This is a genomic window from Spirosoma sordidisoli (assembly GCF_004138325.1).
GTDB classification, from domain to species: domain Bacteria; phylum Bacteroidota; class Bacteroidia; order Cytophagales; family Spirosomataceae; genus Spirosoma; species Spirosoma sordidisoli.
In genome coordinates this window covers 398,270-423,741 of the sequence record NZ_SBLB01000002.1, presented here as the reverse complement: position 1 = coordinate 423,741, position 25,472 = coordinate 398,270, and the positions used below count along the sequence as shown (strand labels likewise).

The window sequence follows — 25,472 nt, the reverse complement described above, 5'->3', positions numbered from 1 at the left end:
GGTAAAATGCAACACGATAGGCCCTTCAAATGCATTCAGAAGACTTTTGGCACGATTTTGACATATTAGCCGTCATGAGTCGGTGCAACTGAGTTAATGGTGGACCTGCTCTTCACGTAAATCACTAGATCGTTATGAAAAAGTCGATGAACCTACTGGTAGCTACTGCAGCCCTGGCTGTAGGCAGCCTTGTTTTTCCTTCATCTGACGCCCTCGCCCAGGGCCGGGTCAGAACAGGTATCAAAGGGGGGCTGAACGCAAGCTCACTTTTTTACGATAACCAGGGTGTCAGCAACAAAAATGAGCGTATCGGATTCCACGCAGGCTTGTTTGCGCAGGCACCCCTTGGCGAATTTCTGGCCATTCAGCCTGAATTGCTCTACTCGACCAAAGGTGCTTCTGCCGATTACAACCTGCTGGGTTTTAACGGACGTAATACATTCAGACTTAACTACGCTGAGCTGCCCGTATTACTGACGTTCAAACTGGGCCAGGCCGTTGAACTCCAGGCCGGCCCTTACGCAGCCTATCTACTGAACTCGAACATCAACTCGAACGGCGATTTCGGGAGCGGCAGTAGCGCGATCAACCGCGATAACTTCAACAAGGTCGATTACGGTATCGCTGGCGGACTCAACATCTACTTCGGTAAAGCCTTTATCGGCGCTCGCTATGAGCAGGGGTTACAGCGGATTGCGAACAGCGGAGCCGCCCGTACGTTGCTGGGTAATGCCAAAAACAGCGTAGGGTTACTGTCGGTAGGTGTAAGCATCAACTAAGAAACTGCCCATAAGAAAGGCCGCCTGAATCTGATTCAGGCGGCCTTTCTTATGTTTATACACTCTATATGCTAGAGATGAATATCGTATGCTTTGAGTTTGTTGTAAAGCGTTTTGCGATCGATGTTGAGCACTTCAGCGGCTTTGGTTTTATTGTAGCCGGTTTTCTCAAGTACCTTCAGGATGGCGACCCGCTCGGCGTTTTCCGACACTGATTTCAGATTGGCGGCCGACTGACTCATAACGGGCACACCCGGTCGGGCCGGATCAAACGAAACCTGAACGTTGCCTGCGGTATCGTCGGGGGCAAAATACTGAGGGGTGATTATTTCATGGGGGAGTACATCGGCCTCCACATAATCTCCCGATGTCAGCAGTACAGCCCGTTTTACCACGTTCTGCAGTTCGCGAAGGTTTCCGTGCCAGTAGTACTCTTTCAGTTTCTCCTTCGCTTCATCATCGAAGCCAAGAATATCCTTTTCGAGCTGCCGGTTGGCCAGTTCCAGAAAGTGTTCGGCAAAGATCATAATATCGGCCTTGCGTTCGCGCAGGGGCGACAGATGAATTTCGAACTCGTCGATCCGGTGGTAAATATCCTCGCGAAAGCGCCCCTGGCGAACGGCTTCGCGCAGGTCTTCATTCGTGGCTACGATAATCCGCACATCGACGGCAATATCCTGGTTGCTACCAATGCGCCGAATCTTACGCTCCTGCAACACCCGAAGCAACTTGATCTGGTTGTCGTAGGACAGGTTGCCGATCTCATCGAGGAATAAGGTTCCGCCGTTGGCGAACTCGAAGCTCCCGGCTTTATCGGACATGGCCCCGGTAAACGCACCCTTTACGTGGCCAAACAATTCGCTGCCGGCCAGTTCCTTGCTCAACGCTCCGCAGTCGATAGCCACGAAGGATTTGTCGGCCCGTTTGCTTTTGAGGTGAATGGCGTTGGCTACAAACTCTTTGCCTGTACCTGTCTCGCCGGTAATAATAACCGACATGTCTGTGGGGGCAATGAGATCAATATGTTTCTGGAGTTGTTCGGCTACCCGGCTTTTGCCGAAGATGAACCGTTTACCATCAGGGGCCAGCGAGCCTTTATTACCAGCAGCTCTGGTGGAAGTAGCTTTTGCCGGACTGGCGGTTGTTGTAGCTGGCTGGGTGAGCGACTGACTGCGACGTTCCAGCGCGCCTTTGATGGTGTAAAGAATTTCGTCAGGGTAGAGCGGCTTGGTTACGTAATCATAGGCACCGTGCTTCACCGTCTGCACAGCCACCCGTACGTCAGAATAACCGGTAATGATGATCACGGCCGTGGTTGGGTGCATGACCTTGATTCGGCGCAGCATCTCCAGTCCATCGATATCCGGTAGCTTGAAATCGCAGATGACTAGTTCGAACGATTCCTTACGAAGCAGAACGAGCCCGTCCTCTCCCCGTTGCACCGACGCTGTTTTATATCCCTGTTTGCCAAGAAACCGTTCCAGCAGCAGGCATATGTCGTTGTTATCGTCAATGATTAATATTTTCTCCATGAAGAGGCAGTAGCTTACTCAGACAGCCCAAGGCTAACTATGTTAACAGGAAATAACGAAGCGTTGTTGGCTGCTTGAACAAAGTTACTCAAACCTGAATGGTTTGCAAAGCCATTTCAACCGACCTTCTGGTAAACGGTTTGCCTATAAAATAGTCGGCTCCCTGCTCGGTAGCGCGTCTGCGTTCGGCCTGTCCGTCAAAGGCGCTGATCATGATAATCTTGGTGTCAGCCTGCTCCTGCTTGATAGACGGCAGCAGATCAAACCCCAACCCATCGGGCAGGTTTAGGTCTAAAAACACAGCGTCAAACTGCTGTGCGCTCAGGCACTGTCTGCCTTCTTCTATGAAGTGGGCACAGGTCGGTTGGTAACCCAACCGACGAAGTAAACCGGACAGTAACAAACAGATGTCGGCTTCGTCGTCGACTATTAACACGCGTTTGGCGTTACTCACTGCATTCATTACGGCTGGTCGGTATTGCTGGCCCACACTGGCTCCTGTCATTGTGCTTACCACGGTACGTAGCATTTTATGAACTTCTATGCTACTCTTTATATAAAATTTAGTGCCGAAACGATAGCACGCCCATTAATTTCATTCGATTTCTGCGTTAATGGCTGATTAACAAGCCTATTACCTGCAGCAACTTATTCTTTCAGGTAATACTACTTATAACATATGAGGTAACGCACTGTGGCAATGTGCGCTTATTTTCCCCGATTGTTCTACAGGTGTGTATTTTTTTCCACACTTCTTCGGTAGACATTATTATACTCATTTGACCTTGTTAACGGCTAAGTTTACTACCTAGTAACTCATTTTCAAGCATGTAGGCCATTTCGGCTCTACTTTATGCTGCGAACGGGCGGTGCTGGCACAGAATTTTCTAGAGGGAATGACAAGTGCGAGATATTAATTTCTGATTTACTCACGAAACGTTATGGGAAACCTTCTTTATACAATTGCCGTAGTCCTGATTATTATCTGGCTACTTGGCTTTATCGGATTCGGCAGCTTTGGTCTGGGCAATCTGATCCACGTTTTGCTGGTAATTGCAATCATTGCAATTGTTCTGCGCCTGATTCAGGGACGAGGGGTGTGAAGATTTGGTTTCCTTAAAAATATACCGACCTGGTAGCCAGCTACGGGTTGGGGTCACAGAATTCCTAATACGTTGAAACGTTTAGGTTTAGGTGGTTTCATTTTAGGTTAAGTACAAGTTACGGTGGGTACGGAATCCCTGCGCCAAGTTGAGCGCAGGGATTTTTTTTTATCCCTGCCCGAGCAATCCACGTGAACTAATCTCGGCATGATCAATGACCAGATTAGGTAGCGCGGTCAATGATGTCACGTGCTTCTTTCAGGTCATCGCCCTCAGGTTTCGGTTCTTCGGTAGCTGTGGCCGGATCAGGCTGGTACGTAAGCGATACCAGGATGGGAAAATGGTCGGACCCACAGTTGGGTAGCCGGCGCAACTGCTTGAGCCGGAAATGATGCGAGACGAAAACGTGATCGAGCGGCCAGCGCAGAAAAAAGTAATGCGCATGAAACGTACTATACAGACCTCGCCCTACCCGCGGGTCCAGCAGCCCGCTGACGCGCTGAAACAGCCGGGTCGTATGTGACCAGGCCACGTCGTTCAGATCGCCGGCTACGACGATTGGCCCTGTATGCTTACGACATTCTTTACCCACCAGCAGCAGCTCCGCATCCCGCTCGGTAGACCGGTAGTGTTCCGTAGGGCTGGGAGGCATGGGATGAACACCATAAAAATGAATTTGCTGCCCCGACGGAAGCTCCAGCTGCACGTACATGGACGGAATATCGTCCTGAATCAGAAACCGGATCTGCGGGTTATGCAGCGGCAGCCGTGAATACAGCAACATACCATACGTATTCTCGAGGGGACACAGCAGCCGATGCGGGTAGTTCTGTTCAATAGCCTCCAGCTGCTGGCGCCAGGCTTCGTTGGTTTCCAGTAACAGCACAACATCAGGCTGGTGTTTCTCGATCAATCGCTTTACATCTGGTACGTGTGTGTTCTCCATGAACACGTTCGCCGTCAGCAGCCGCAGCGTATTTTCTTCCACCTGGCTCCCCCCGCCCTTACGCCTTACCGCCCTGACCTGCTTTTTAGCGAGGGGCGTATATGGCCGAATCAGCCAGCCCTGGTAAATGCTGGCGGCCAGCAGACCCACTGGGGCAATGGTCAGAGGCCACTGGGTCGACTGATCGGCCAGCAGCCAGGCAACCAGACCCAGCACCGTGAGGGCTGTAAGCTGCAGGTGAGGAAAGTCCCAGATACGAACCCACCAGTAGTCGAGCCGGATGAGGTGGATGAATGAAGCCAGCACCAAAAAACCGGTGTAGACAAGCAGGACGAGTGTAGTGGTGGTCATGGTTCTCTAACTGGCAAGTATGGGGGTGTTGTTTTCCAAATTGCGTAAATCGTGGACGCCCTTGTAGAAAATACTCCTCAAACACCCTACCGTATACTCAACGACGGTAGTTATTTAATATACTGTCAGTGAGCTATTTACTATATTTACGGCAATGTGGTACAAAATTTTCTAGTGATTTAGCGTATTTGTTTCATTCACTAAAGATACAGCCAATGAAATCGTTACCCGGAATACTGATAGGCCTCGCGGTTGGTGCTGTAGTAGGCATTCTGCTGGCGCCGGAGAGTGGCAAGAATACTCGTCGGAAAATCTCTTCTGAGTCAGATTCTTTCTTCAAGGATTTGCAGGATCAGCTTCAGTCTGGCTTAGACAGTATCAAAGAGCAGTACAACGATTACGTTGACTCCGCTTCGTCTAAAACGCAGGACCTGGTCGCTCAGGCAAAACGGAAAGCGAAGTAATCATCTACCAATCACCTAAAACAAATAAAGCAATGAGAAGTACACGTGATTTTTTAACAGGCATCATTACTGGCGTAGTTATCGGTATCCTCACAGCGCCCCGCAGCGGTAAAGAAACCCGCGAGAAACTGACCGAAGAAGCCAACAAACGCAGTGGCGATCTGAAAGACCAGTGGGAAAAAGGCGTAGCTCAGGTAAAAGAAGGCTACGAACAGGCTAAGACGCAGGTAAACCAGTATGCCGATAAAGCCAAAGATCAACTGAACCAGTACAAAGGTCAGGCTGAGGCAGAATACAACAAGGAGAAAGTAAAAAGCCAGTACAACGACAAAGTGGATGAACTGGCCGACGATGCTCAGTCTGGTATCGAGAATACAAAAGACTCTTTCAAGGTGAACTAATATCACCTTCCTGATTTACTCAACGTTATTGAAAAAGCGGCCTGCCGGGAAATTCCCGGCAGGCCGCTTGCTTTATAGCCTCTGGCTATCAGAACCGGGCGCTGGGAACCAGATCGGTCGCAGCCATAGCCCGACATGACAAATGCGGCCCCCAGCGGGTCACATTATTTAACAGCCTTTTAATTTTTGTTTAAGAGGGCCTTAATACAGCCCCGTGACATTTGCTACGAAACACACCAGCACTAACGCTATGTTTTGTAGATCATCCCTATATGTCCGGCTTCGGGCGCGCAAACAGTGGCTAGCTTGCTGGCTGGTGTTTGCAGCCAGCAGCATCCACGTTCTCGTGGCGCAGACGATCGCTCCTCCTCAACTCCCCGCTTCTGATACAGTACAACTCACGTTGCAACAGGCCGACGATCAGTTTAGGGCCCATAATCTGAGCCTGCTGGCTGCCCAGCTGGGGATTCCCGAAAACAAGGCGTATGAGTTACAGGCTCAGCTGCGGGTAAATCCGTCGGTCTACGTCGAGACGATGCCGTACAACCAGCTGACGCATGAAGCACTACCCTTCGGCAAAGCAAACTCCCAGCAGGTAATCCAGGTTCAGCAGCTGATCAGGCTGGCCGGGAAACGGAATAAGCAGCTGGCTCTGGCCAAAACCGGTACCGACCTGGCTGCTGACCGTTTTTATGACCTCCTCCGTACGTTAACCTATCAGCTGCATACCAGTTTCCTTGATCTGTACTACGGTCAGCAATTACTGGCTGTATACGATGAAGAAATCGCCACCCTGCAGCAAACGGTTCAGCTCTACCAGCAGCAGTTCGACAAAGGGAACGTTCCGCTCAAGGACCTGACCCGCCTGAAAGCCTACCTCTTCAACCTGACCACCGAACGTCAGCAGCGTCTCCGCCAGGTTACTGACTCTCAGTCTGACCTGGCTATTCTGGTAAACATCAAACCGGCTACCGTGATCCGCCCGGTGGTATCAACCGACTCGGTGAGCCAGTTCAACGTATCGCAGCTGAATCTGGACACCCTGTATCAGCTGGCAGAGCATTATCGCTACGACGCGAAAAGTTACCGCGATCTGGCCAGGCAGGAGCAGCAGAACCTGGCCCTTCAGAAAGCGCTGGCCGTACCGGACCTGACCCTACAGGGTACGTATGACCGAAACGCTGGCTACATTCCCAACTACGTTGGCGTAGGTGTGGGTATCTCACTGCCCGTCCTGAACCGAAACCAGGGAAATATTCAGGCCGCTCAGATCCGGACGCAAAGCAGCCAGTACCTGTCGAACGCCTACCGGGCCCAGGTCGACGGCGAGGTACAGCGGGCCTACGACAAAGCCAGACAGACCGAGCAGCTCTATCGCACCTTCGACAACCAGTTTACCGGCGACTTTGGCAGGCTGATCAACGGCGTGACGATCAACTACCGCAAGCAGAATATTGACGTCGTTGAGTTTCTCGACTTCTTCGATTCGTACAAAAACACCCAGATCCAGGTTACGCAGCTCCAGAACGACCGCATGCAAAGCCTCGAGGAACTGGACTACGCCATCGGCACCAATCCGTTTCGGCATTGACTGAACACACAGGAATAGGTAAGACAGACATTCGATATGAAACGACACCCCACTATTCTTCCCTGTAGCCGACCGCTACGCCTGTCTGACCGGCTCGGCGTAACAGCCGATCCCAAATCGGCCATGGCTACCCGTTTTTCGTTTGGCCTGATTGTACGGCTAGCTCATCAGACGAACCGGATACCTGGCTCCAAAGGCCTGGCGAGTCTGGCGGGTCTCCTGCTCATAGGCGCCCTCAGCAGCTGTGGTCATTCCGATTCGCCGGCCCAAGCCACCTCCGTTACCCCCAAAACCAATCTGCTGGCCAGCGCCACCTTCGATACCGCCCAGCTCGAAACCACCCGGAACGAACTTAACCTGACCGGTAAGGTTACGGTCAATCAGGATCAGGTCGTCAAAGTATTCCCACTGGTTGGTGGTCACGTTGACGCGATCAAAGCAGATCTGGGCGATTTTGTCCGAAAAGGTCAAACCCTGGCCGTGATCCGATCCGGCGACCTGGCCGACCTGGAGCAGCAGGGCGTTACGGCTCGTGGCCAGTTATCAGTGGCGCAGAAAAACCTGCAGGTAACCGAAGATATGGCGCAGGCCGGCCTCAGCTCCCAGCGCGAACTCGTGGCCAGCCAGCAACAGCTTCAGGCCGCCAGGGGCGAGGTAAACCGGGTAGCCGAACGACGGCATATTCTGGGTGGCAATGGGTCAGTATACGTCGTGAAAGCGCCCATGAGCGGGTTTATCGTCGAAAAAACAGCATCACCCGGCCTGGAAATTCGGTCCGATGACCCCGAGAACCTGTTCACCATTTCGAACCTCGACCACGTCTGGGTACTGGCCAACGTCTACGAATCCGATCTGGCTAACGTGCACGAAGGAGACAGGGCAACGATTACGACCCTCTCCTATCCTGACAAAGTGTTTCGGGGGCGAATCGACAAGATTTTCAACATGCTCGACCCGGAGAGCAAAACGATGAAAATCCGGGTCACGCTCGATAACCAGCCGACAGGCCCGAACCCTTATCCGCTTAAACCCGAGATGTTTGCCAACGTAAACGTTACCTATGCCGGTCATGACCAGCGGGTAGCTATTCCGGCAAGCGCCGTGGTGTTCGACAAAAACCGCAATTTCGTAGTGGCCGTCAACCGGCATAATCAGCCAATCGTGCGCGAGATTTCGATTTACAAAACCATCGGGTCAACCACTTACCTGTCGGGTGGTCTGGCCGTGGGCGATCGGGTAGTCACTACCAATCAACTCCTGATTTACAGCGCACTGGGCAATTAACCCAGCCTTTCTTCTTGCCTCCCACCTCTTAGCCCACTGGCTATGAATACGTTCATTCGATCCATCCTGTCGTTCTCGCTGAAAAACAGATTCTTTGTTTTTTTCCTGACGGCCCTGGCGGTGATAGCGGGTATCATCAGCTATCAGAATACGCCCATCGAGGCTTTCCCCGACGTTACCAATACGCAGATTACCCTCATTACTCAATGGCCCGGCCGCTCGGCCGAAGAGGTCGAGAAATTCGTAACCATTCCGATCGAGATTGGGCTCAACCCGGTTCAGAAACGCACCGATATCCGCTCGACTTCTCTTTTCGGCTTATCGGTTGTCAAGATCATGTTCGACGACGGAGCCGATGATGCCTTTGCGCGCCAGCAGGTCAACAACCTGCTCGGTAGCGTCGACCTGCCCGAAGGCGTCCGCCCCGACGTACAGCCTCCCTACGGCCCCACCGGTGAGATTTTCCGGTACACGCTCCAGTCACCCACCCGCACCGCCCGCGAGCTAAAAACCATTCAGGACTGGGTCATTGACCGGCAGCTGAAGGGCGTGCCGGGCGTAGCCGATGTGGTCAGCTTTGGGGGCGAGGTAAAAACCTACGAAATATCGGTCGACCCGCGTCGGCTGATCGATTATCACATTACCCCTCTCGAGCTGTATCAGGCCGTGGCCAACTCGAACGTCAACGTTGGTGGAGATGTCATCGAAAAAAACGCCGAAGCCTACGTGGTTCGGGGTATTGGTCTGTTGCGAAACCAGGATGATATCCAGAACATTGCCATCAAAAACGTCAACGGAACCCCTATCACCGTACGAAACGTAGCGCAGGTATCGGAGTCGGCCCTCCCCCGCCTGGGTCAGGCCGGACGCGACAAACGCGACGATGTGGTAGAGTGTATCGTGGTCATGCGCAAGGGCGAGAACCCCAGCGAAGTCATTGACCGGGTAAAAGCCAAAATCAACGAGCTCAACACCAGCATCCTGCCTTCCGACGTACAAATTAACACATTCTATAATCGGGAGTCGCTCATTCATTTTGCCACCCATACCGTTACGCACAACCTGCTCGAAGGCATTGTATTCGTTACGGTCATTGTCTTCCTGTTTATGGCCGACTGGCGCACTACGATTACCGTTTCTATCGTCATTCCGCTGGCGCTGCTGTTTGCGTTTGTGTGTCTTCGGCTAAAGGGTATGTCGGCCAATCTGCTGTCGATGGGCGCCATCGACTTCGGTATCATCGTCGACGGAGCGGTGGTCATGGTCGAGGGTATTTTTGTTACCCTGGATCAGCTGGCCCATGAGCAGGGCATGGCGCGCTTCAACCGCCTGGCCAAACTCGGCGTGCTTCGCAAAACGGGCACCGAAATGGGGAAAGCCATATTTTTCTCCAAGCTTATCATCATAACCTGCCTGCTCCCCATCTTTTCGTTTCAGAAAGTAGAAGGTAAACTGTTCAGCCCGCTGGCCTGGACCCTGGGCTTTGCGCTGCTCGGCGCGCTCTTTTTCACCCTGACCCTGGTGCCGGTGCTGGCCAGCCTGCTGCTGAAGAAAAACGTTCGTGAGAAGCACAACCCGTTCGTCAATCTTGTCACCCGTTATGCCACCCAGGCGTTCGGCTTCACCTTTGCGCACAAGAAGCTGAGCCTGCTGGTTACCGCTTTTGTGGTTGTGATCGGTTTGTCGGGTTTCAGCCTGCTGGGTACTGAGTTTCTGCCCGAGCTGAACGAAGGGTCCATCTACGTGCGGGCCACCATGCCCATGAGTATTTCGCTGCCGGAGTCGGTGAAGCAAAGTATTCAGATGCGGCATGTATTCGAGCAGTTTCCGGAAGTGAAAGGGGTGATTTCGCAGACCGGCCGACCCAACGACGGAACCGACCCCACCGGCTTTTACAACATCGAGTTTCTGGTCGATATCTACCCGCAGGATGAATGGAAAAGCGGGCTGACCAAAGAAGAATTAATTGATAAGATGCAGGAAAAACTGCGCGTTTTTCCGGGCGTTAATTTCGGTTTTTCGCAGCCAATTATGGACAACGTAGAAGAGGCTGTTTCGGGCGTGAAAGGCTCGATTGCCGTTAAAATATTCGGTCCGGATCAGACCATCCTGGAACGTAAGTCGCAGGAGGTGCAGCAACAGCTGGCCACCGTTCAGGGCATTGAAGACCTGGGAGTGATTCGGACAACTGGGCAGCCCGAAATGCGGGTCGAGCTGGATGAACGTAAACTGGCCCTCTACGGGGTCGACAAAGCCGAGGCTGAAGCTGTCATTGAGATGGCTATTGGTGGGAAAGCAGCTACCCAGATCTATGAGGGCGAGCGGAAGTTCGATCTGCGCATCCGGTACGACCGCCCGTTCCGCTCCAACGAACAGGAAATTGGGCGGCTTATGGTACCGACTCAGTCCGGCTCGGGCGCGTCGACGGCCATGATTCCTATCCAGGAACTTGGGAAGGTAACGACCCAGACAGGGCCCGTCCTTATCTTCAGAGAAGGGGGCCAGCGGTACGGCGCCGTTAAATTCTCGGTGCGCGGACGCGACATGGGCAGCGCCGTTGCCGAGGCCCGTCAGAAAGTAGCCGCCCACGTATCATTACCAGCCGGTTATACGATTAAATGGGCGGGCGATTTTGAGAACCAGCAGCGGGCTACGAACCGGCTGGAGCAGGTAGTACCGATTAGCCTGCTGGGTATCTTCCTGATCCTGTTTGTGTTGTTCGGCAACGGGAAAGACGCCGGACTGGTGTTGGTCAACGTACCGTTTGCGGTTATCGGTGGTATTGCAGCGCTGCTCGTGACGCATGTCAATTTCAGCATATCGGCCGGTATCGGCTTCATTGCCTTGTTTGGCATCTGTATTCAGAATGGCGTCATTTTGATCACTGTCTTCAAGAAGAACCTCCGAAACAACCTGTCGCTGAATACCTCTATCCGGGAGGGGGTTATTTCCCGGATACGCCCCGTTGTAATGACGGCCATGATGGCAGGCATTGGTCTGATCCCAGCGGCCGTATCGCACGGAATCGGCTCAGAAACGGCCCGACCGCTCGCTATCGTCGTTATTGGCGGGCTTATTTCGGCTACCCTGCTAACGCTGTTCGTTTTTCCGCTGATTTTTTATGCCTTCTACCGGCGTCAGTTTCAGCCTTTATAGGATCCGAAATCAAAAGTTACTACGCTAGATAATTTTAACCGCTGTAGTAGCGTTTACTAGTTAAATCGCAACGTAGTTGAGGGCATTACGCAGAATCAAAATGTCCAAACCGATCTTGCGCTACGAAGAAATTTGCTTACTTTAGCATAACAATCCTTTACAAAGGGAAGGTTGAACATCAAGACGTGGTGACCATCGGTTACCTGTCTTGAAATGGTGTGGATAGAAGCGGAAAGCCGCCCCGATTTTCGGAGCGGCTTTTTTGTTTCTGGGGGTATTTGTTTTTTTGCACTCGTCACCTCAAAATAAAACCGTTTGCCATTTTTAAATAACAAAATAGGTGCGTATGTTGCCGATATGAAGATTCTGATGGTTGAGGACGAGCCAAAGTTGGCCTCGTTCGTAAAAAAAGGACTGGAAGAGCAATCCTGTGAGGTAGACATTGCCTACGACGGACAAGTAGGTCGAAATATGGCCCTGAACAATACGTATGACGTTATTGTAATGGATGTTAACCTGCCCAAAATGAATGGGTATGACGTTGTTCAGGCCCTGCGGCAGGAGCAGGTCAGGACGCCGGTTCTGATGCTGACTGCCATGAGTTCGGTAGATGATAAATTGACGGGCTTCGAGTCCGGGGCCGACGACTACCTGGTCAAGCCGTTCGAATTTCGGGAACTGATGGCTCGCCTGCGCGCCCTGACCAAACGGGCTACCGATCCCGGCACCCAATCAAACGTGTTGAAAGTAGGGGATCTGGAGCTGGACCTGAACGAGAAGGTAGCACGCCGGGGCAACAAACGTATTGAGCTGACGGCTAAGGAATTTGGCCTACTCGATTACCTGATGCGGAACCGGGGCCGGGTGGTTTCCAGAGTCGATATTGCCGAGAAAGTCTGGGATATCCATTTCGATACCGGCACGAATGTAATCGATGTTTACGTTAACTTTTTACGCAAAAAAGTTGACAAAGACTTCCCCCATAAGTTAATTCATACTGTAATTGGTATGGGCTACATGCTCAAAGAGGAGTAACAGAGGAGAACCAGGGTAGGAAAGCCGCACCAGTCTACTCACCAGTTCTTTCGCTACTTCCCCCTGCCCCGCCTTTATTCCCATGAATATACGGACTCGCCTAACACTGCTTTTCGTGCTTCTGGTCGCGTTAATCATGCTGCTGTTTACGGGGTCAGTCTATTATTTCTACGATCAGTTTCGACAACAGGAGTTTCAGCAGCGACTCGAGGAACGCGCATTTACCACCATACAGTTACGGGAAGATGTTGGCGAAATTCCCCGTACAGATCTATCGTTCATGATCGACGAGCAGATCACTATTTACAACGACCAGGGTCTGGTTCTATACAGCAAAGGTACCCAGCGCCCCCGTTTTCCGGTTTCGCCCGGCCTCCTGCGCCGGATTACGACCCGACAACCCCAGTACCTCCGACAGGGCGATATAGAAGCCGTTGGCGTACGGTCGCAGAATAGCCGAGGTCAGTCGTTCGTTATTTTTGTCTCGGCCAATGATCGCTACGGCTTTAGCAAACTCGACCGATTGCGCGATTTGCTGGTGGTAGGGTGGCTGCTCAGCCTGATCATCGCCGGCATTGCCGGTTATCTGTTTGCTACCGATGCGCTCCGACCCGTTGCTGAACTTATTGCCCAGGTCAACTCCATCTCCGCCACCAACATTCATGAGCGGCTCCGCGTTGGTCGTCAGCGAGATGAGCTTGCTGCGCTGGCCCGTACCTTCAACGCCCTCCTGAGTCGCCTTGAAGTAGCCTTCGTTACCCAGAAAAGTTTTGTTTCACATGCGTCGCACGAACTCCGGACTCCATTAACGGTCATGATGGGCCAGATTGAGGTGACCCGGCTGCAACCCCGAACCACACCGGATTATGAAGCCGCGCTGGACGGTTTGCTCGACGAGGTACAGAACATGATCCGGCTGGTCAATGGCCTCCTTGAACTGGCCCAGGCCAACGCCGACGCGGTTATGTTGCGTTACCAGCCCGTCCGGATCGATGAGCTATTGTGGCAGGCCCAGAGCCAGATGACCCAGAAAAAGCCTTCCTATCAGATCGACATCGACTTCGAAAACCTGCCCGATCAGGAAGAAGACCTGGTGATCATGGGCGAGGAGTCGCTGCTACAGACGGCGCTTCAGAACCTGCTCGAAAACGGATGCAAGTATTCAGCCGACGAGCAGGTATCGGTACGAATTGCTTTCGAGCCGGGCGAAATTCACCTGACCATCAGTGATCATGGACAGGGAATTCCACCCGGCGACATTCAACATATCTTCGAGCCGTTTTTCCGCTCTGAGAACGTACTGACCATCCGTGGGCACGGCATTGGACTGGCCTTGACCCGGCGCATCATTGACCTCCATCAGGGTCGGATCGAGGTAGAGTCTGCCTTAAATAAGGGGACTACCTTCCGGATCAGTTTACCGACTCAGACCAACGCGGCCCTGCGCCAATCGGCACTACACCTGACGAACGAAACGCATTCGGATAACTCCCTCGATATCCACTGACCCCTCAGGCCCGGCGGTTGTCTTGATAAGCCGGATTGTTTCGCGCAGGTCGGTTTCTATTTCGCGGATGCGGACCTCCAGGGCCTTGATGTCCTCTTCGGCATAATCGTGCCAGGCAATCCGACGCATGTGGTGCTGTATTTTGGCCTGAGCCAGTTCACTGATCAATAACTCGGCCTCATTGCTACTGAATCGGCCGTTGATGAGCTGAAAATCGTGTTGATCTGTCATGATCGTGTCTGTTATTAGGGTACCTGGGTATTTAATTAGCAGCCAGATGCTGGCTATGCTCCCTGTCCGGCCGAGAAAACGGGTTGCCCATCGAAGGTGCAGAGGTTCTCGGTTTTGATGATCTCGAAACCAGCCTCCGTGATGGATTGCTGCAGCGCCAGAATGTCCTGATACGACGACGGATCCAGAGCCTCCGATTTAAAACGACACCGCCAGTGGTCCGTACAGAACGTCTCCGCAAACCCATCCGGCCATACTTTAACCCCCCGGTTGGTGATCATCGACAGGCTCATAGCGCCCGCTTTATGTGTTTTGAGGGCCTGACCGAGTTTGTTCGGATCCCGATCCGTATGGCGAAGGAAGATATCGACGCCCACCGTTTCGATAGCTACGGGCGCCTGGGGTTTCGGCGTCACGTTGAAACTCACGTTTTTAGCCTGCGCGTAACTAACCGGGGTTAGCTGCTGGGGTTTTTGGCCCAACCGGGCAATAACAGCCTGCGCAAATTCGCGGGTACCTACTTTTTCGGTGCTGACGCTGGCGTCGAAGATATCGTAGGTATGAATGCCATCTTCCAGCGTTTTGAGCCAGGCGTTATGTACGCGCTCAGCCGCTTCGTTCTGGCCAATATGAACCAGCATCATGATCGAGCCGAGTAACAGCCCCGATGGGTTGGCCAGGTTCTGACCCGCCCGACGGGGAGCCGATCCGTGTATAGCTTCGAACATGGCCACTTCCTGCCCAATGTTCGCGCTACCGGCCAGACCGACCGAGCCCGCAATCTGGGCAGCCACGTCTGATAGTATATCCCCGTAGAGATTCGGCATGACAATCACATCGAATACTTCCGGTGTGTCGGCCAGTTTAGCCGCTCCGATGTCAACGATCCAGTGTTCGTTTTCCAGCTCCGGATACTCGGCCGCTACTTCGTCAAAAACCTTATGGAACAGGCCATCGGTCTGCTTCATGATGTTGTCTTTGCTGAAACAGGTCACCTTCTTACGGCCGTAGGCGCGGGCATACTCGAACGCATAACGAATGATTTTTTCAGTGCCGGGCCGTGAGATGAGCTTCAGGCACTGCACCACTTCCTGCGTTTGCTGGTGTTCGATGCCCGCGTACAGATCTTCTTCGTTTTCCCGCACGATAACCACATCCATAGCCGGATGCTTGGTGCTGACAAAGGGGGAATAGGCCACACAGGGCCGAACATTGGCAAACAGACCCAGCACTTTACGCGTCGTTACGTTCAGGCTTTTGAAGCCTCCGCCCTGGGGTGTTGTAATCGGTGCTTTCAAAAAAACCTTCGTGCGCCGAAGCGACTCCCAGGCCTCAGGAGCTATACCAGCGGAGTTGCCGCTGAGATACACTTTCTCGCCAATCTCAATCGTCTCGATATCGAGCTGAGCACCGCCAGCCTGTAAGATATCGAGGGTAGCCTGCATGATTTCGGGACCAATACCGTCCCCGTAAGCAACTGTGATAGGTGTTTTTTCCATGTGCGTATAAATTACCGCACAAAGGAAAGCAAAAATAACCAATATGATAGTAATACTATCAGTAATATTTGTTTAGCTAATCTAGCTTGGCACAGAATGTCTGCTTATAGCACCTAGTGCCCTCTTGCCAAGCTAGCCGCCAGTCAGCTGATTCGTCTCACTGGCTCAACGAAAAAGGCTTCTGTAAATAGCAGAAGCCTTTTTCGTTAGGTATATGGCCTATCGCAAGAGAATTAGCAGCTTTGCTTATCGTCAGGTGCGCTCAATTTCTCTGCTGCTGTTACAACTTGGTAAGGAAGCGGGGCCTTCTCTCAGTCTTCCGAGAGGTTGTTGTATACCGTTTCGCATCAGGCCATGGAACTAGCGATTCCCGCTTTTAGTAGTCGGATTCTTTACCCGGCCTCCGTTCTCCGTAGGGCCTTGTACAGGCAGCTTGCCCGATTTGGGTTTGGGCTTCTGCGGCCGATCGGGTTTCTGACCGTTAAACTTCTCGGCCGCAACCCGCTCTTTCTCCGCGTCAGGAACCCGGGCCGCTGCGCTGTTGTATTTGTTACCGCTTTTTACACTTTCCCGCTGGGCGTTGACCAGCGTTGGCAGGGCGGCTAAGACGGCTATGATCAGGAGTTGTTCATGTCGATTCCGTGATTGATGGCCCTATAAAACCGTTTTACTGGTCTTTCTTCGGGTCTTTATTAGGCTTCAGGTTTACCAGATTCTCTTTTTTAGTGCGGGCTTTGGTCGACGTACCACCCGTCATGGTGCTACTGCGCGCATCCGTCGTGGTTGTTGTAGGGCCGTTGGCCGATGTAACGGTTGCCGCACTGTTCTGCTCCAGGGTGTTATTTAGCCCCGATGTCGCCGTTGCCCCGTTGCTGGTGTTCGTACTGGCCGAATTGGGCGGGGTCGAGTTGGCAGAGCCATTGGTAGCTGCTCCGGTGGTTACACTGCCCGCGCTGTTCTGCTCGAGCGTATTGCCAGTGCCGACATTGGTTGTTGTTCCTGATGATTGGGTAGCGGTAGAATTAGTGCGCTGCTGGGCCAGAGCCGCCCCGGTTATCAACCAGGCGCAGGCGAAGGTGGCAAGTATCTGTTTCATACGTTGAGTCGATCGTGTTGACGTATATAACTCTACCATTTTACAGTAGTTTAAAAAAGTGCGCGAATGCCCTGCCTGGCCGCTTCTTACAGCCAGTGCTGTATAAGTAATTTACCGGTAACGAACCCAAACAAAATGGCCCCTGTTATCCGTCAACAGCCTTTTTTGTGCGTAGTTTTGTCAATTCCTGCCGGATAAACACCGGCCTTCTCATCGTATGATTCATCAGCTTTCGCTAACGCTCGATCCGGAACAGGCTTTCGACGATCAACTTTTTCAGGAGCAGGCATTTCGGGCGCTTCGACTTCCTGCCGATGTACCTGCCCATGTGCGCAAACGCCGGCAATCGGTCGATGCCCGCGGCTGGCAGGTTCGGGTTCACGTCGACGCCGAGGTGTACGTCGGTGTAACTCCTCCTCCCCTGATTCAGTACCAGAAGCCTCAACACGACGTTAGCCAGGCACCCCAGGCTATTGTGGTCGGGGCCGGACCAGCCGGCTTGTTCGCTGCGCTACGCCTGATTGAGCTGGGTATAAAACCCATCGTGCTGGAACGGGGCAGCGACGTACGCGCCCGCCGTCGGGATCTGGCGGCTATCAACAAAGACCATATCGTCAACCCCGAGTCGAACTATTGTTTTGGCGAAGGAGGTGCCGGTACGTATTCCGATGGCAAACTATACACCCGCTCAACCAAACGGGGCGATGTTCGGCGGATACTCGAAATATTTGTCGCGCACGGCGCAACGGATCAGATATTGGTCGATGCGCATCCGCACATTGGTACCAACAAACTACCCAACGTGGTGGCCGATCTGCGCGAAACCATTCTCCGCGCCGGGGGCGAGGTCCGCTTCGACACCAAAGTAACGGATCTCATGCTGAGCGGGGGCGAGTTGCGTGGCGTGGTGACCGCCGACGGACAGGACCTCCACGGCATCGGGGTTATTCTGGCAACGGGGCATTCGGCCCGGGATATCTTTTACCTGTTGCAGCAGCGTGACGTCCGGATCGAAGCCAAACCATTTGCCATGGGCGTGCGGATTGAACACCAGCAGTCGCTGATCGACCAGTTCCAGTACCACCGGCCCGAGCGGGGCGACTACCTGCCGGCAGCATCGTACAGCCTGGTTACCCAGACGCGCTATGGCGGGGTAGAACGGGGCGTTTTTTCGTTTTGTATGTGTCCGGGTGGATTTATCGTACCGGCCGCCACAGCCCCCGGCGAGTTGGTCGTCAACGGCATGTCGCCCTCGCGCCGGGACTCGAAATATGCCAATTCGGGCTTAGTCGTCGCCATCACCGAAGCCGATCTGAAGCCCTACGACGACGAAGGACCGCTGGCCGGGCTGGCCCTGCAGCAGGAACTCGAACGCTGGGCCTGCCGGATGGGTAGCCGGTCGGAAGGAGTACCATCGCAAACCGCACCGGCTCAGCGGGTAGCCGACTTCGTAGATGGGCACGTGTCCGACATGCTGCTACCAACGAGTTACCAGCCCGGTCTGGCTTCGGTCGATATGGCAGACGTGCTGCCCGATCATATTGCGCAGCCCCTTCGGCAGGGACTACGCGATTTTGGCCGGAAAATGCGCGGCTATCTGAGTAACAACGGGCAGGTTATTGGTGTTGAAAGTCGTACATCGTCGCCCGTACGGATTCCCCGCGATCGCGACTCCTGCGAGCACGTCGATGTCCGGCGCCTGTTTCCGTGTGGCGAAGGCGCTGGCTACGCAGGCGGTATCGTTTCGGCCGCTATGGATGGCGAACGGTGTGCGGAGCAGTTAGTAAAGCTATATAAATAGGGTTACGGACTTATGTTTACGGTGGGTTAGCCAGCTGATCCACCGAATACGAAACGCTGTAATCCGCAGAGATACATGATCGACACCACGTTTCATACCTTTACCGAACACCTTCGGCAACGACTGCGGGAACCTTTACCCGGCGAAGCGGCTCACGCCAAGATGGCGTCATCCTCCCGCTTTCGGCTCGGTATCAAACCCAACGAGCGTACCCGGCGGAGCGCGGTGCTGATCTGTTTTTATCCCTATCAGAATTCTATTTATTTACCCCTCATCCTGCGCCCCCAGTACGATGGCGTTCATGCCGGCCAGATGGCGTTTCCGGGTGGTCGAATGGAGCGCATCGACGAAAATCTGACCCGTACGGCCCTGCGCGAAGCTCAGGAAGAGATTGGTATCCGGGTTTCGGACGTAAAAGTGCTGGGGTTGCTGACCGAGCTGTTTATCCCCCCCAGCAACTTCTACGTACAACCCGTTGTAGGCATCCTCCCCCACCGGCCCGAGTTTTACCCTGACCCGCGGGAAGTGGAAGCGGTGGTAGAAGTTGATCTGGCTACCCTTCTCGACGAAACCATTGTCGGGGATAGCCAGATCGAAGTTCGGGGGGTGCTGGTCGATGCGCCTTTCTACCAGATACAGGGCTACCGGGTTTGGGGCGCTACGGCCATGATGATCAGCGAACTGCTGACCGTCATGAGTGCCTGATTACTGGGTCGTTCCGGCTACGAAATACAGCTCGGCGATGGCTTTCTGATACTTCGTTTTCAACTCCTCGCCCTTTACGCGCAGGTCGATCTGCTTGGTCTCGCGGGAGTTGACCAGGAAAAGGCTGCTCTCGCCAATCTCGAATTTCTGCTGCTCAGCCTCCAGCAATCGCTGCTGGTTGGCAATCACCTGCTGCTGAACGGCAATCTGCTGCTGCAGCGTTTGCAGCTGGTTATACGCCGACTGCACCGTATTGGTAATATCGCGGCCGGTCTGCTGGCGCTCCAGGACAACCTGCTGGTTTTTCACCTGCACTTCGCGCAGTTTACCACGCTCTTTCCGCAGAAACAACGGGAATACGAAGTCGAGGCCTACTTTATAGTTCTGAGGCCGCAAGGCGTAATAGCTACTCCAGTTATAGGGCAGATCGATGCGGGGCGTTTCGCTGAGCAGCATGGCGTTCAGCTGAATCTGGGGCTGAATCATGGCCCGGCGGAAACGCTCCTCCAGGGTTAGTTGCTGGTTCTTGATGTCAAGTTTCAGCAGCTCCGGATGGCGTTGCGCAGCCTGATCCAGTAGCGCCTGGAGTAGATTTTCGTCCGGAGAGGCCAGCGAGGGCTCCTGCGGAATGGCCGTAACCGGCAACTCGACCGGTTGTCCTTCGGCATTCCAGAGAAACGTATTTACGCGCAGGCGGGCATTCTGCTCGTCCAGTTCGGCCTGCTGCCGCTGCACCAGTCGGTCCTGCACGGTAATCAGCGCTTCGGTCGTATCGATCATGGCCGCATCGCCCAGGAGTGCCCGTTCGCGCAACGCCCGGAACCGGCGGTCGGCCAGGTCATAGCCCTCAACGAGTAACCGCCGTTGCCGATGAGCCAGGAACCACTCCCAATAGGTTTTAGCCGCGTCGAAGAGGGTTTTGTTGACCTGCTTGACCCGATCGGCTTCGGCCAGGTTTATGAGCAGCCGGGCCTGACGAACGGCGTTGCGCCGGGCATCGATCAGCATCGCCTGCCCGATCGGCATCGCCAGTCCTACACCCGCCAGTCCCGATGGCGGGGTGGTTTCCTGCGGGTTGATGTACTTCCCGTTGTTGCGATCATACGACACGTTCAGATCGATGCCGCTCACCCACAGGGGAACCGACAGCTTATTTTGCCAGTGGTCGTAATACAGGGTCCGGGCAAATTCTTTCCGGTCATAATAGGTACTCAATTTCGGGTCAAAAGCCCCTCTGGCCTGCATCAGTACCTGTTCGGCTTCCTGACCAAACAAGCCAGCCTGTTTAACAATGGGGTGGTGGAGCCGAATAAGTTCGTAAAAGGCCTGAGCCGGAAAAACGGTTGTGTCGGGCTGACAGACGGCCTGGACCGTTGACAGGAACACGACACCGGCCACCAGCATCAGCCTTCGGAATACCGAAGACTGCCAGCGAAACGTCAAACGCATCATTTTTTAGCTCCTTTCTCCTCGGTGGGTTCTTCCTGCAAACTGGGCGGGAAGCCGTTTAACTGACGCCAGAGTTCGTACCAGACTGGTACGTCGTCGAGCATGACCCAACCATACACGCCCGATCCGACCCGCAGCTGACTTGGCCAGGGCTGATCGCCCTTCTGTACTTTGGGGCTGACCAGCAGTCGGTATTTCCCGCCTACACTACTGACGGCATCAATCACGACCACTTCGCCACCAAACGTACCAACCGCTACGGCCGGCCAGCCCGAGAACTGAATCGCCGGCCAGCCATCGAACTGTAACCGAACGGTGCGGCCCCGCTGAATCAGGGGTACGTCCATAGCCCGCACGTATAGCTCAACAGCCAGCGCCGGGTTGTCCGGCTGGAGGGTAGCAATGGATTCGCCTTCTTTGATGGTCTCGCCTATACCAGCCTTCAGTGAGCGCACCACGTAGCCGTTCTGCGGGGCCCGCACAATGTACAGTCCCCGGCGTACGTCGACACTACTGATTTTATTCCGTAGTTTGGATATTTCGCCCCCGGCTTCGGCCAGGTAGGACACAGCCGAACTTCGGTCCGATTCGGCCTTGGCCAGCTTCTCCTGATAATCGGCCTCAATGGTTGTCAGGTCCAGCCGCGCGTTGACGAGCTCCTGCTGCGAGACATTTAGCTTGTTCTCCTGCGAAACAACCTTAGCATAGTCTTCCTGCACCTTCAGTCGGCGCGACTCAAGATCGGTCAGCGAAAACAGCCCGTTTTTATACCCTTTCTCGAAACGATCGAGCCGGTCGAGCGCAATCTGGTAGTTTTTACGAATGGCCGTCAGGTCGGCCCGATCGGCCTGTACCTTGAACTCACTTTGCTTGACCTTGTTGCGCGCAGCCTCCAGCTTCACTTTCAGGCCCGCCCGAAGCGCTGTAATCTGGTTGTCGAGCGCCTGAATTTTGGCGACGGTCGCATCACTGGTTCCCTGTTTGGCACCCAGTTGCTCGTCGAGCCGCTGGGGCAGGTTGGGATCAAAGTATTCGTCCTTGATCTCGGAGATCACCAGCAGCGTATCCCCCGCCTTGACGTACTGGCCTTCCTGCACGTTCCAGCGTTCAATCCGGCCTGCAATGGCATTCTGTACCGTCTGCGGACGATCTTTTGGCGTCAGGGCCGTTAGCTTACCTTCTCCGTTGATATTCTGCTGCCAGGGCAGAAACATGACAGCCAGGCCGACCAGCAGAATAAACGCCATCCAACGGCCTAACCGGCGGCCGGCGTCCGTATGGGGCAGGGTACGCAGCGTTTTGAGCGGATAGTGGTTGAAGAGTTCTTCATCGACCCGTTGATTCGATATGTTTAGCATAGTGTCTGTACGTAGTGTATAATGAGTACCAAGCCAGTAACGATAATCGTCGTGGGAAAATCCCAAGCTACTTCATGGGACCTGATTGACCCCGTTCTGCGGCCCTGCTTCGTTTTCATTAATCGGTAAGGTGTAAATCAGATAAAGGAAGATCGGTTACGTAACCAATTTTTTCGACGGCCGTCAGCATGTCGAATACGGTATCGATGCCTGACATGAGTTTATCGACCGAGCTCGTAATCAGAACGATCACCAACTCGGCGGCAACAAACTGCCCAAGCGACATTTCGCGGCCAACTACCAGGGTAGTCCCCAGAATCAGCAGCCCCCCGGTTACGATGGTCTTGAATGCGACACCACTGTAAAAGAACCGGCGCAGTACGCTAAAATGCTGATTCCGGTAAGTCACGTAGCTCGCCACCAGTTCATCCATCCGGTCGATGGTTTCCAGCGAATCGGTCCGGTGCCGGTGAATGGGCAGATCACGGGCTACATCTTCGAGCCAGGCCACTACCTTGTACTTGTATTTCGACTCGTTCAGGCTGGTTTTCAACCCGACCGGCCCGTATATCCAGCAAATGCCGACGATAGCCAGCATGGTGAACAAACCAAAAGCCAGAAAGACCGGGTGGTAGGCCGACAGCAGAATGATACCGAACAGAATCTGCACCGCAGCAGCTGTCAGGTCGATCAACAGCTTGGGCATCCCTTTCTGGATGGTCAGCACATCGAAAAAACGGTTCATCAGCTCGGGCGGATAATACCCTGCAAACGCGTCGGGCTGGATGCGGGGCAGTCGGTAGGTAAATTCGAAGGCCGCCTTGGCGAACACCCGCTGCTGCAGCACTTCGACCAGCATCATCTGGCTCACGAGCAGTAAACCAGACAACAGTACCCCCAGAATAACGAGGCCTATCAGCAAATAAACCGAACTGAAGACTAACCCGCCCGATACCAGGTTGAATACGGCCTGGATACCCAGCGGCAGCGACAGACTGATCAGTCCCGTAACCAGCGCGTACAGGTAGATGTAGCCAATGTCTTTTTTATCATTACTGAGCAGCCGGATCAGTCGTTGTGTTGGTGTTGGTGTTGGATCAGATGACGTTGAAGTTGCCATTGTTTAATTTCTGTTGGGTTTTAGAAGTGAATCATCACTTCAGTTACTAATGCATTTGTGTCTGAAACCTGATCGTTAGCCCGTTTGTAAGCCAGAATCAGCACCTGGTGACCAATGTTGAGCTGCACCCCGGTGATGAGAGCGGCAATGTCGTGACGCCCCGAAATCCAGTCAGCCAGCAGACCAACGTGGCGGGTTATGGGCTGTTCAATACCGCCTATAAAGCTCAGGGGTGTCAACGGAATCCGCTGGGGGCTGGTTTCCGGCAACCCACCTACCCCTTGCATCCTGGCTCTCCGGAAACCGAACACGTGCGATGAGCCATAACTCATGCCCGCTGTTAAACGGGTTCGCGTCGGTGACAGACGGGTACTGACGTGACTGTATAGCCACCCACCTACCCGATCGCGAACAATGTTTCGTTCAGGTCCTACCGCCACATAAGCCATTTGCCCGATCGACAGCTTTCGTTCACGAAACATGCCGGCATCCTCTCCCTGTTGCAAAGGTATGATGGTTTTATAACCAATCCCTACCGCTACGTTTTCGGTTCCCGGCGACCCCACATTTACAACAGAAACAGCTAGTTCTGTCCGTTTGGCGATGCCGTAGGTCAGAAAGTTGAAGCTGTTCCATTTCAGCTTGCCAGCTTCAGACGCCCACTGACTTTCGTGCGTATATTCAACATGACCTCTGCGAGCTACATCGGCACTCGGAATACCGGCAATCAGCGACTGGGCCTCTGCGGCCGTATCCGAGAATATATAGAGCAGGCTGGTACCAATCCAGTTTCTGATTTGACACAGGATAATATATGTTCGATTAATTAAACGGTTCATGGTTAGATTTGTGTATGTAACTACTTAAAAAGATAGCAATTATATCTATTTTGATAGTATTACTATCTACCTTGCAAACATAACTCTTATTCAGGGTTATCTGCTTACTTTGCTTTTAATTTTTAGTCCAGGTGGTTAAATAGCCGGATCAATGGAGTATTCAGTACACGTCCGCATGAACGAGCGGCTTTTCTTGCGTGATCCGGAAGGGTCTGAATTAGGTCGGCGGATTGTCCGGCAGGGCATCTTACTGTTCGACGAAATTGGCTTTGAAGATGCCACCTTCCGGAAGCTGGCCGATCGCATGGGCACCAAAGAAGCCAGTATCTATCGCTATTTCGAGAACAAACATCGGTTGCTGGTTTACCTGGTTGCCTGGTACTGGCAGTGGCTCGACTTCCAGCTGGTCTTCCGGACCAATAACCTGGCCGATCCTCACGAAAAGCTGGAGCGACTCCTGCATCTGTTGCTGCTGACCGATCTTGAAAACCCCCTTACCGACGACATCGACCTGCGGGCGCTGCATAATATCGTAATCTGCGAAGCCAGCAAAGCCTACCTGACCCGACACGTCACGGAAGACAACCGGCAGCAGTTGTTCAAACCGTACAAAGACCTGGTCGGTCGTATTGCGGGTATCATTCTCGAACTACGCCCCGGCTACCCCTACGCCCGGTCGCGGGCCAGTTCGCTGATCGAGACTATCCACCACCAGGCGTTCTTTATGGAAAACCTGCCCTCCCTCACCGACTTCGGCCAGCCTAAAGACCAAAGCAAACTGCTGGCCTTTGTGCGGCACCTGTTGTTCTCATCACTCGCCATGCCGATTCTCGATTAACAGCAGGGCTTCCTGTATATAGGTCCGTACGATATCAGCCTCCGGGTCGTCAACGCCACGGATCGGCAGCGACCTAACCTGTTTACGGCCTGCGCTCATCAGCATACCCAACTCATCGGGCAGGTGGTGCCCGGCCATGAAGGCCAGTTCGATAATGACATCGGGCGGAAGGCCGCGTCGGCCACGTACTACATTCAGGTACATTACGTTCACCTGCCGGAACGTAAAGACAGGGATCTGCCAGGCTATCTTTTCGCGGATAGACGGGTCTGACGACACGATTATTTTCCGAAGCCAGCGTAAAATTCGCTGTAGATCGGCAGGCTGTTGATTGATATAATCATCTACGGTCATAGCTTTGTAGGTTAAGAAACAAAAACGCGCATT

23 protein-coding genes are annotated in these 25,472 nt (G+C 53.6%); 12 read left to right on the top strand and 11 right to left on the bottom strand.

Annotated features, from left to right (window positions below; translation table 11 throughout):
- The first annotated feature begins 134 nt into the window (after window positions 1-134).
- Window positions 135-779: a porin family protein gene (locus EQG79_RS10260; protein WP_077922708.1), complete on the top strand. Its 645-nt coding sequence runs from the start codon at window positions 135-137 to the stop codon at window positions 777-779.
- 71 nt (window positions 780-850) lie between these two features.
- Here EQG79_RS10260 and EQG79_RS10255 read toward each other — a convergent pair whose 3' ends face one another.
- Together EQG79_RS10255 and EQG79_RS10250 are read right to left on the bottom strand one after the other, a co-directional pair.
- Entirely contained in the window at window positions 851-2,311 is a 1,461-nt protein-coding gene (locus EQG79_RS10255) for a sigma-54-dependent transcriptional regulator (RefSeq protein WP_129601428.1), read from the bottom strand.
- Between the two features lie 88 nt (window positions 2,312-2,399).
- Window positions 2,400-2,774 carry a response regulator transcription factor gene (locus tag EQG79_RS10250; RefSeq protein WP_077922706.1) on the bottom strand — a complete coding sequence of 125 codons (375 nt, stop codon included), beginning with the start codon at window positions 2,772-2,774 and terminating at the stop codon, window positions 2,400-2,402.
- 478 nt (window positions 2,775-3,252) lie between these two features.
- Here EQG79_RS10250 and EQG79_RS10245 point away from each other — a divergent pair, with 478 nt between their 5' ends.
- The gene (locus tag EQG79_RS10245; RefSeq protein WP_129601427.1) at window positions 3,253-3,414 is read left to right on the top strand and encodes a lmo0937 family membrane protein; all 162 of its coding nucleotides are present in this window, start codon (window positions 3,253-3,255) and stop codon (window positions 3,412-3,414) included.
- Window positions 3,415-3,637: 223 nt separating this feature from the next.
- On the opposite strand, the gene EQG79_RS10240 is transcribed toward EQG79_RS10245, so the two are convergent.
- Window positions 3,638-4,711: an endonuclease/exonuclease/phosphatase family protein gene (locus EQG79_RS10240; RefSeq protein WP_129601426.1), complete on the bottom strand. Its 1,074-nt coding sequence runs from the start codon at window positions 4,709-4,711 to the stop codon at window positions 3,638-3,640.
- A 215-nt stretch (window positions 4,712-4,926) separates the two neighbouring features.
- On the opposite strand from EQG79_RS10240, the gene EQG79_RS10235 reads away from it, so the two are divergent.
- From EQG79_RS10235 to EQG79_RS10205, 7 genes are all read left to right on the top strand, one after another.
- A complete protein-coding gene (locus EQG79_RS10235; RefSeq protein ID WP_077922704.1) occupies window positions 4,927-5,175 on the top strand; it encodes a YtxH domain-containing protein in 249 nt (82 codons plus the stop codon).
- 32 nt (window positions 5,176-5,207) lie between these two features.
- Window positions 5,208-5,576 (top strand): YtxH domain-containing protein, encoded by a 369-nt coding sequence (locus EQG79_RS10230; RefSeq protein WP_077922703.1) that lies wholly within the window; start codon window positions 5,208-5,210, stop codon window positions 5,574-5,576.
- Window positions 5,577-5,826: 250 nt separating this feature from the next.
- Window positions 5,827-7,167, top strand: a complete 1,341-nt coding sequence (locus tag EQG79_RS10225) for a TolC family protein (RefSeq protein ID WP_129601425.1) — start codon at window positions 5,827-5,829, stop codon at window positions 7,165-7,167.
- Between the two features lie 36 nt (window positions 7,168-7,203).
- On the top strand, window positions 7,204-8,451 hold the full coding sequence (locus EQG79_RS10220; protein WP_077922701.1) for an efflux RND transporter periplasmic adaptor subunit: 1,248 nt from the start codon (window positions 7,204-7,206) through the stop codon (window positions 8,449-8,451).
- A gap of 42 nt (window positions 8,452-8,493) precedes the next feature.
- Window positions 8,494-11,607, top strand: coding sequence for an efflux RND transporter permease subunit (locus EQG79_RS10215; protein WP_129601424.1), 3,114 nt, complete (start codon window positions 8,494-8,496; stop codon window positions 11,605-11,607).
- Between the two features lie 357 nt (window positions 11,608-11,964).
- Window positions 11,965-12,642: a response regulator gene (locus EQG79_RS10210; RefSeq protein ID WP_077922700.1), complete on the top strand. Its 678-nt coding sequence runs from the start codon at window positions 11,965-11,967 to the stop codon at window positions 12,640-12,642.
- Window positions 12,643-12,757: 115 nt separating this feature from the next.
- Window positions 12,758-14,149, top strand: coding sequence for a sensor histidine kinase (locus EQG79_RS10205; RefSeq protein WP_449448561.1), 1,392 nt, complete (start codon window positions 12,758-12,760; stop codon window positions 14,147-14,149).
- Here EQG79_RS10205 and EQG79_RS10200 read toward each other — a convergent pair.
- The 3 genes from EQG79_RS10200 to EQG79_RS10190 all read right to left on the bottom strand — a co-directional run bounded on the left by EQG79_RS10200 (window position 14,099) and on the right by EQG79_RS10190 (window position 16,975).
- Window positions 14,099-14,380, bottom strand: coding sequence for a hypothetical protein (locus tag EQG79_RS10200; RefSeq protein ID WP_077922698.1), 282 nt, complete (start codon window positions 14,378-14,380; stop codon window positions 14,099-14,101). The genes EQG79_RS10205 and EQG79_RS10200 overlap by 51 nt on opposite strands.
- A 53-nt stretch (window positions 14,381-14,433) precedes the next feature.
- Entirely contained in the window at window positions 14,434-15,879 is a 1,446-nt protein-coding gene (locus EQG79_RS10195; RefSeq protein ID WP_129601422.1) for an NADP-dependent isocitrate dehydrogenase, read from the bottom strand.
- 667 nt (window positions 15,880-16,546) lie between these two features.
- The gene (locus EQG79_RS10190) at window positions 16,547-16,975 is read right to left on the bottom strand and encodes a hypothetical protein (protein ID WP_129601421.1); all 429 of its coding nucleotides are present in this window, start codon (window positions 16,973-16,975) and stop codon (window positions 16,547-16,549) included.
- A 217-nt stretch (window positions 16,976-17,192) separates the two neighbouring features.
- On the opposite strand from EQG79_RS10190, the gene EQG79_RS10185 reads away from it, so the two are divergent.
- Together EQG79_RS10185 and EQG79_RS10180 are read left to right on the top strand one after the other, a co-directional pair.
- Window positions 17,193-18,776, top strand: coding sequence for an NAD(P)/FAD-dependent oxidoreductase (locus EQG79_RS10185; protein WP_129601420.1), 1,584 nt, complete (start codon window positions 17,193-17,195; stop codon window positions 18,774-18,776).
- Window positions 18,777-18,851: 75 nt separating this feature from the next.
- Window positions 18,852-19,481: an NUDIX hydrolase gene (locus tag EQG79_RS10180; protein ID WP_077922694.1), complete on the top strand. Its 630-nt coding sequence runs from the start codon at window positions 18,852-18,854 to the stop codon at window positions 19,479-19,481.
- Here EQG79_RS10180 and EQG79_RS10175 read toward each other — a convergent pair whose 3' ends face one another.
- The 4 genes from EQG79_RS10175 to EQG79_RS10160 form a co-directional block, all read right to left on the bottom strand.
- Complete coding sequence (locus tag EQG79_RS10175) at window positions 19,482-20,933, bottom strand: TolC family protein (RefSeq protein ID WP_236648831.1); 1,452 nt, start codon at window positions 20,931-20,933, stop codon at window positions 19,482-19,484.
- The gene (locus EQG79_RS10170; protein WP_077922692.1) at window positions 20,930-22,288 is read right to left on the bottom strand and encodes an HlyD family secretion protein; all 1,359 of its coding nucleotides are present in this window, start codon (window positions 22,286-22,288) and stop codon (window positions 20,930-20,932) included. The genes EQG79_RS10175 and EQG79_RS10170 overlap by 4 nt, the downstream gene beginning before the upstream one ends.
- A gap of 118 nt (window positions 22,289-22,406) precedes the next feature.
- The gene (locus tag EQG79_RS10165) at window positions 22,407-23,408 is read right to left on the bottom strand and encodes an ABC transporter transmembrane domain-containing protein (protein WP_077922691.1); all 1,002 of its coding nucleotides are present in this window, start codon (window positions 23,406-23,408) and stop codon (window positions 22,407-22,409) included.
- Window positions 23,409-23,428: 20 nt separating this feature from the next.
- Window positions 23,429-24,247, bottom strand: coding sequence for a hypothetical protein (locus EQG79_RS10160; RefSeq protein WP_129601419.1), 819 nt, complete (start codon window positions 24,245-24,247; stop codon window positions 23,429-23,431).
- Window positions 24,248-24,398: 151 nt separating this feature from the next.
- On the opposite strand from EQG79_RS10160, the gene EQG79_RS10155 reads away from it, so the two are divergent.
- Window positions 24,399-25,085, top strand: coding sequence for a TetR/AcrR family transcriptional regulator (locus tag EQG79_RS10155; RefSeq protein WP_077922689.1), 687 nt, complete (start codon window positions 24,399-24,401; stop codon window positions 25,083-25,085).
- Here EQG79_RS10155 and EQG79_RS10150 read toward each other — a convergent pair.
- Window positions 25,059-25,439, bottom strand: coding sequence for a DUF1801 domain-containing protein (locus tag EQG79_RS10150; RefSeq protein ID WP_129601418.1), 381 nt, complete (start codon window positions 25,437-25,439; stop codon window positions 25,059-25,061). The genes EQG79_RS10155 and EQG79_RS10150 overlap by 27 nt on opposite strands.
- Window positions 25,440-25,472 lie beyond the last annotated feature (33 nt).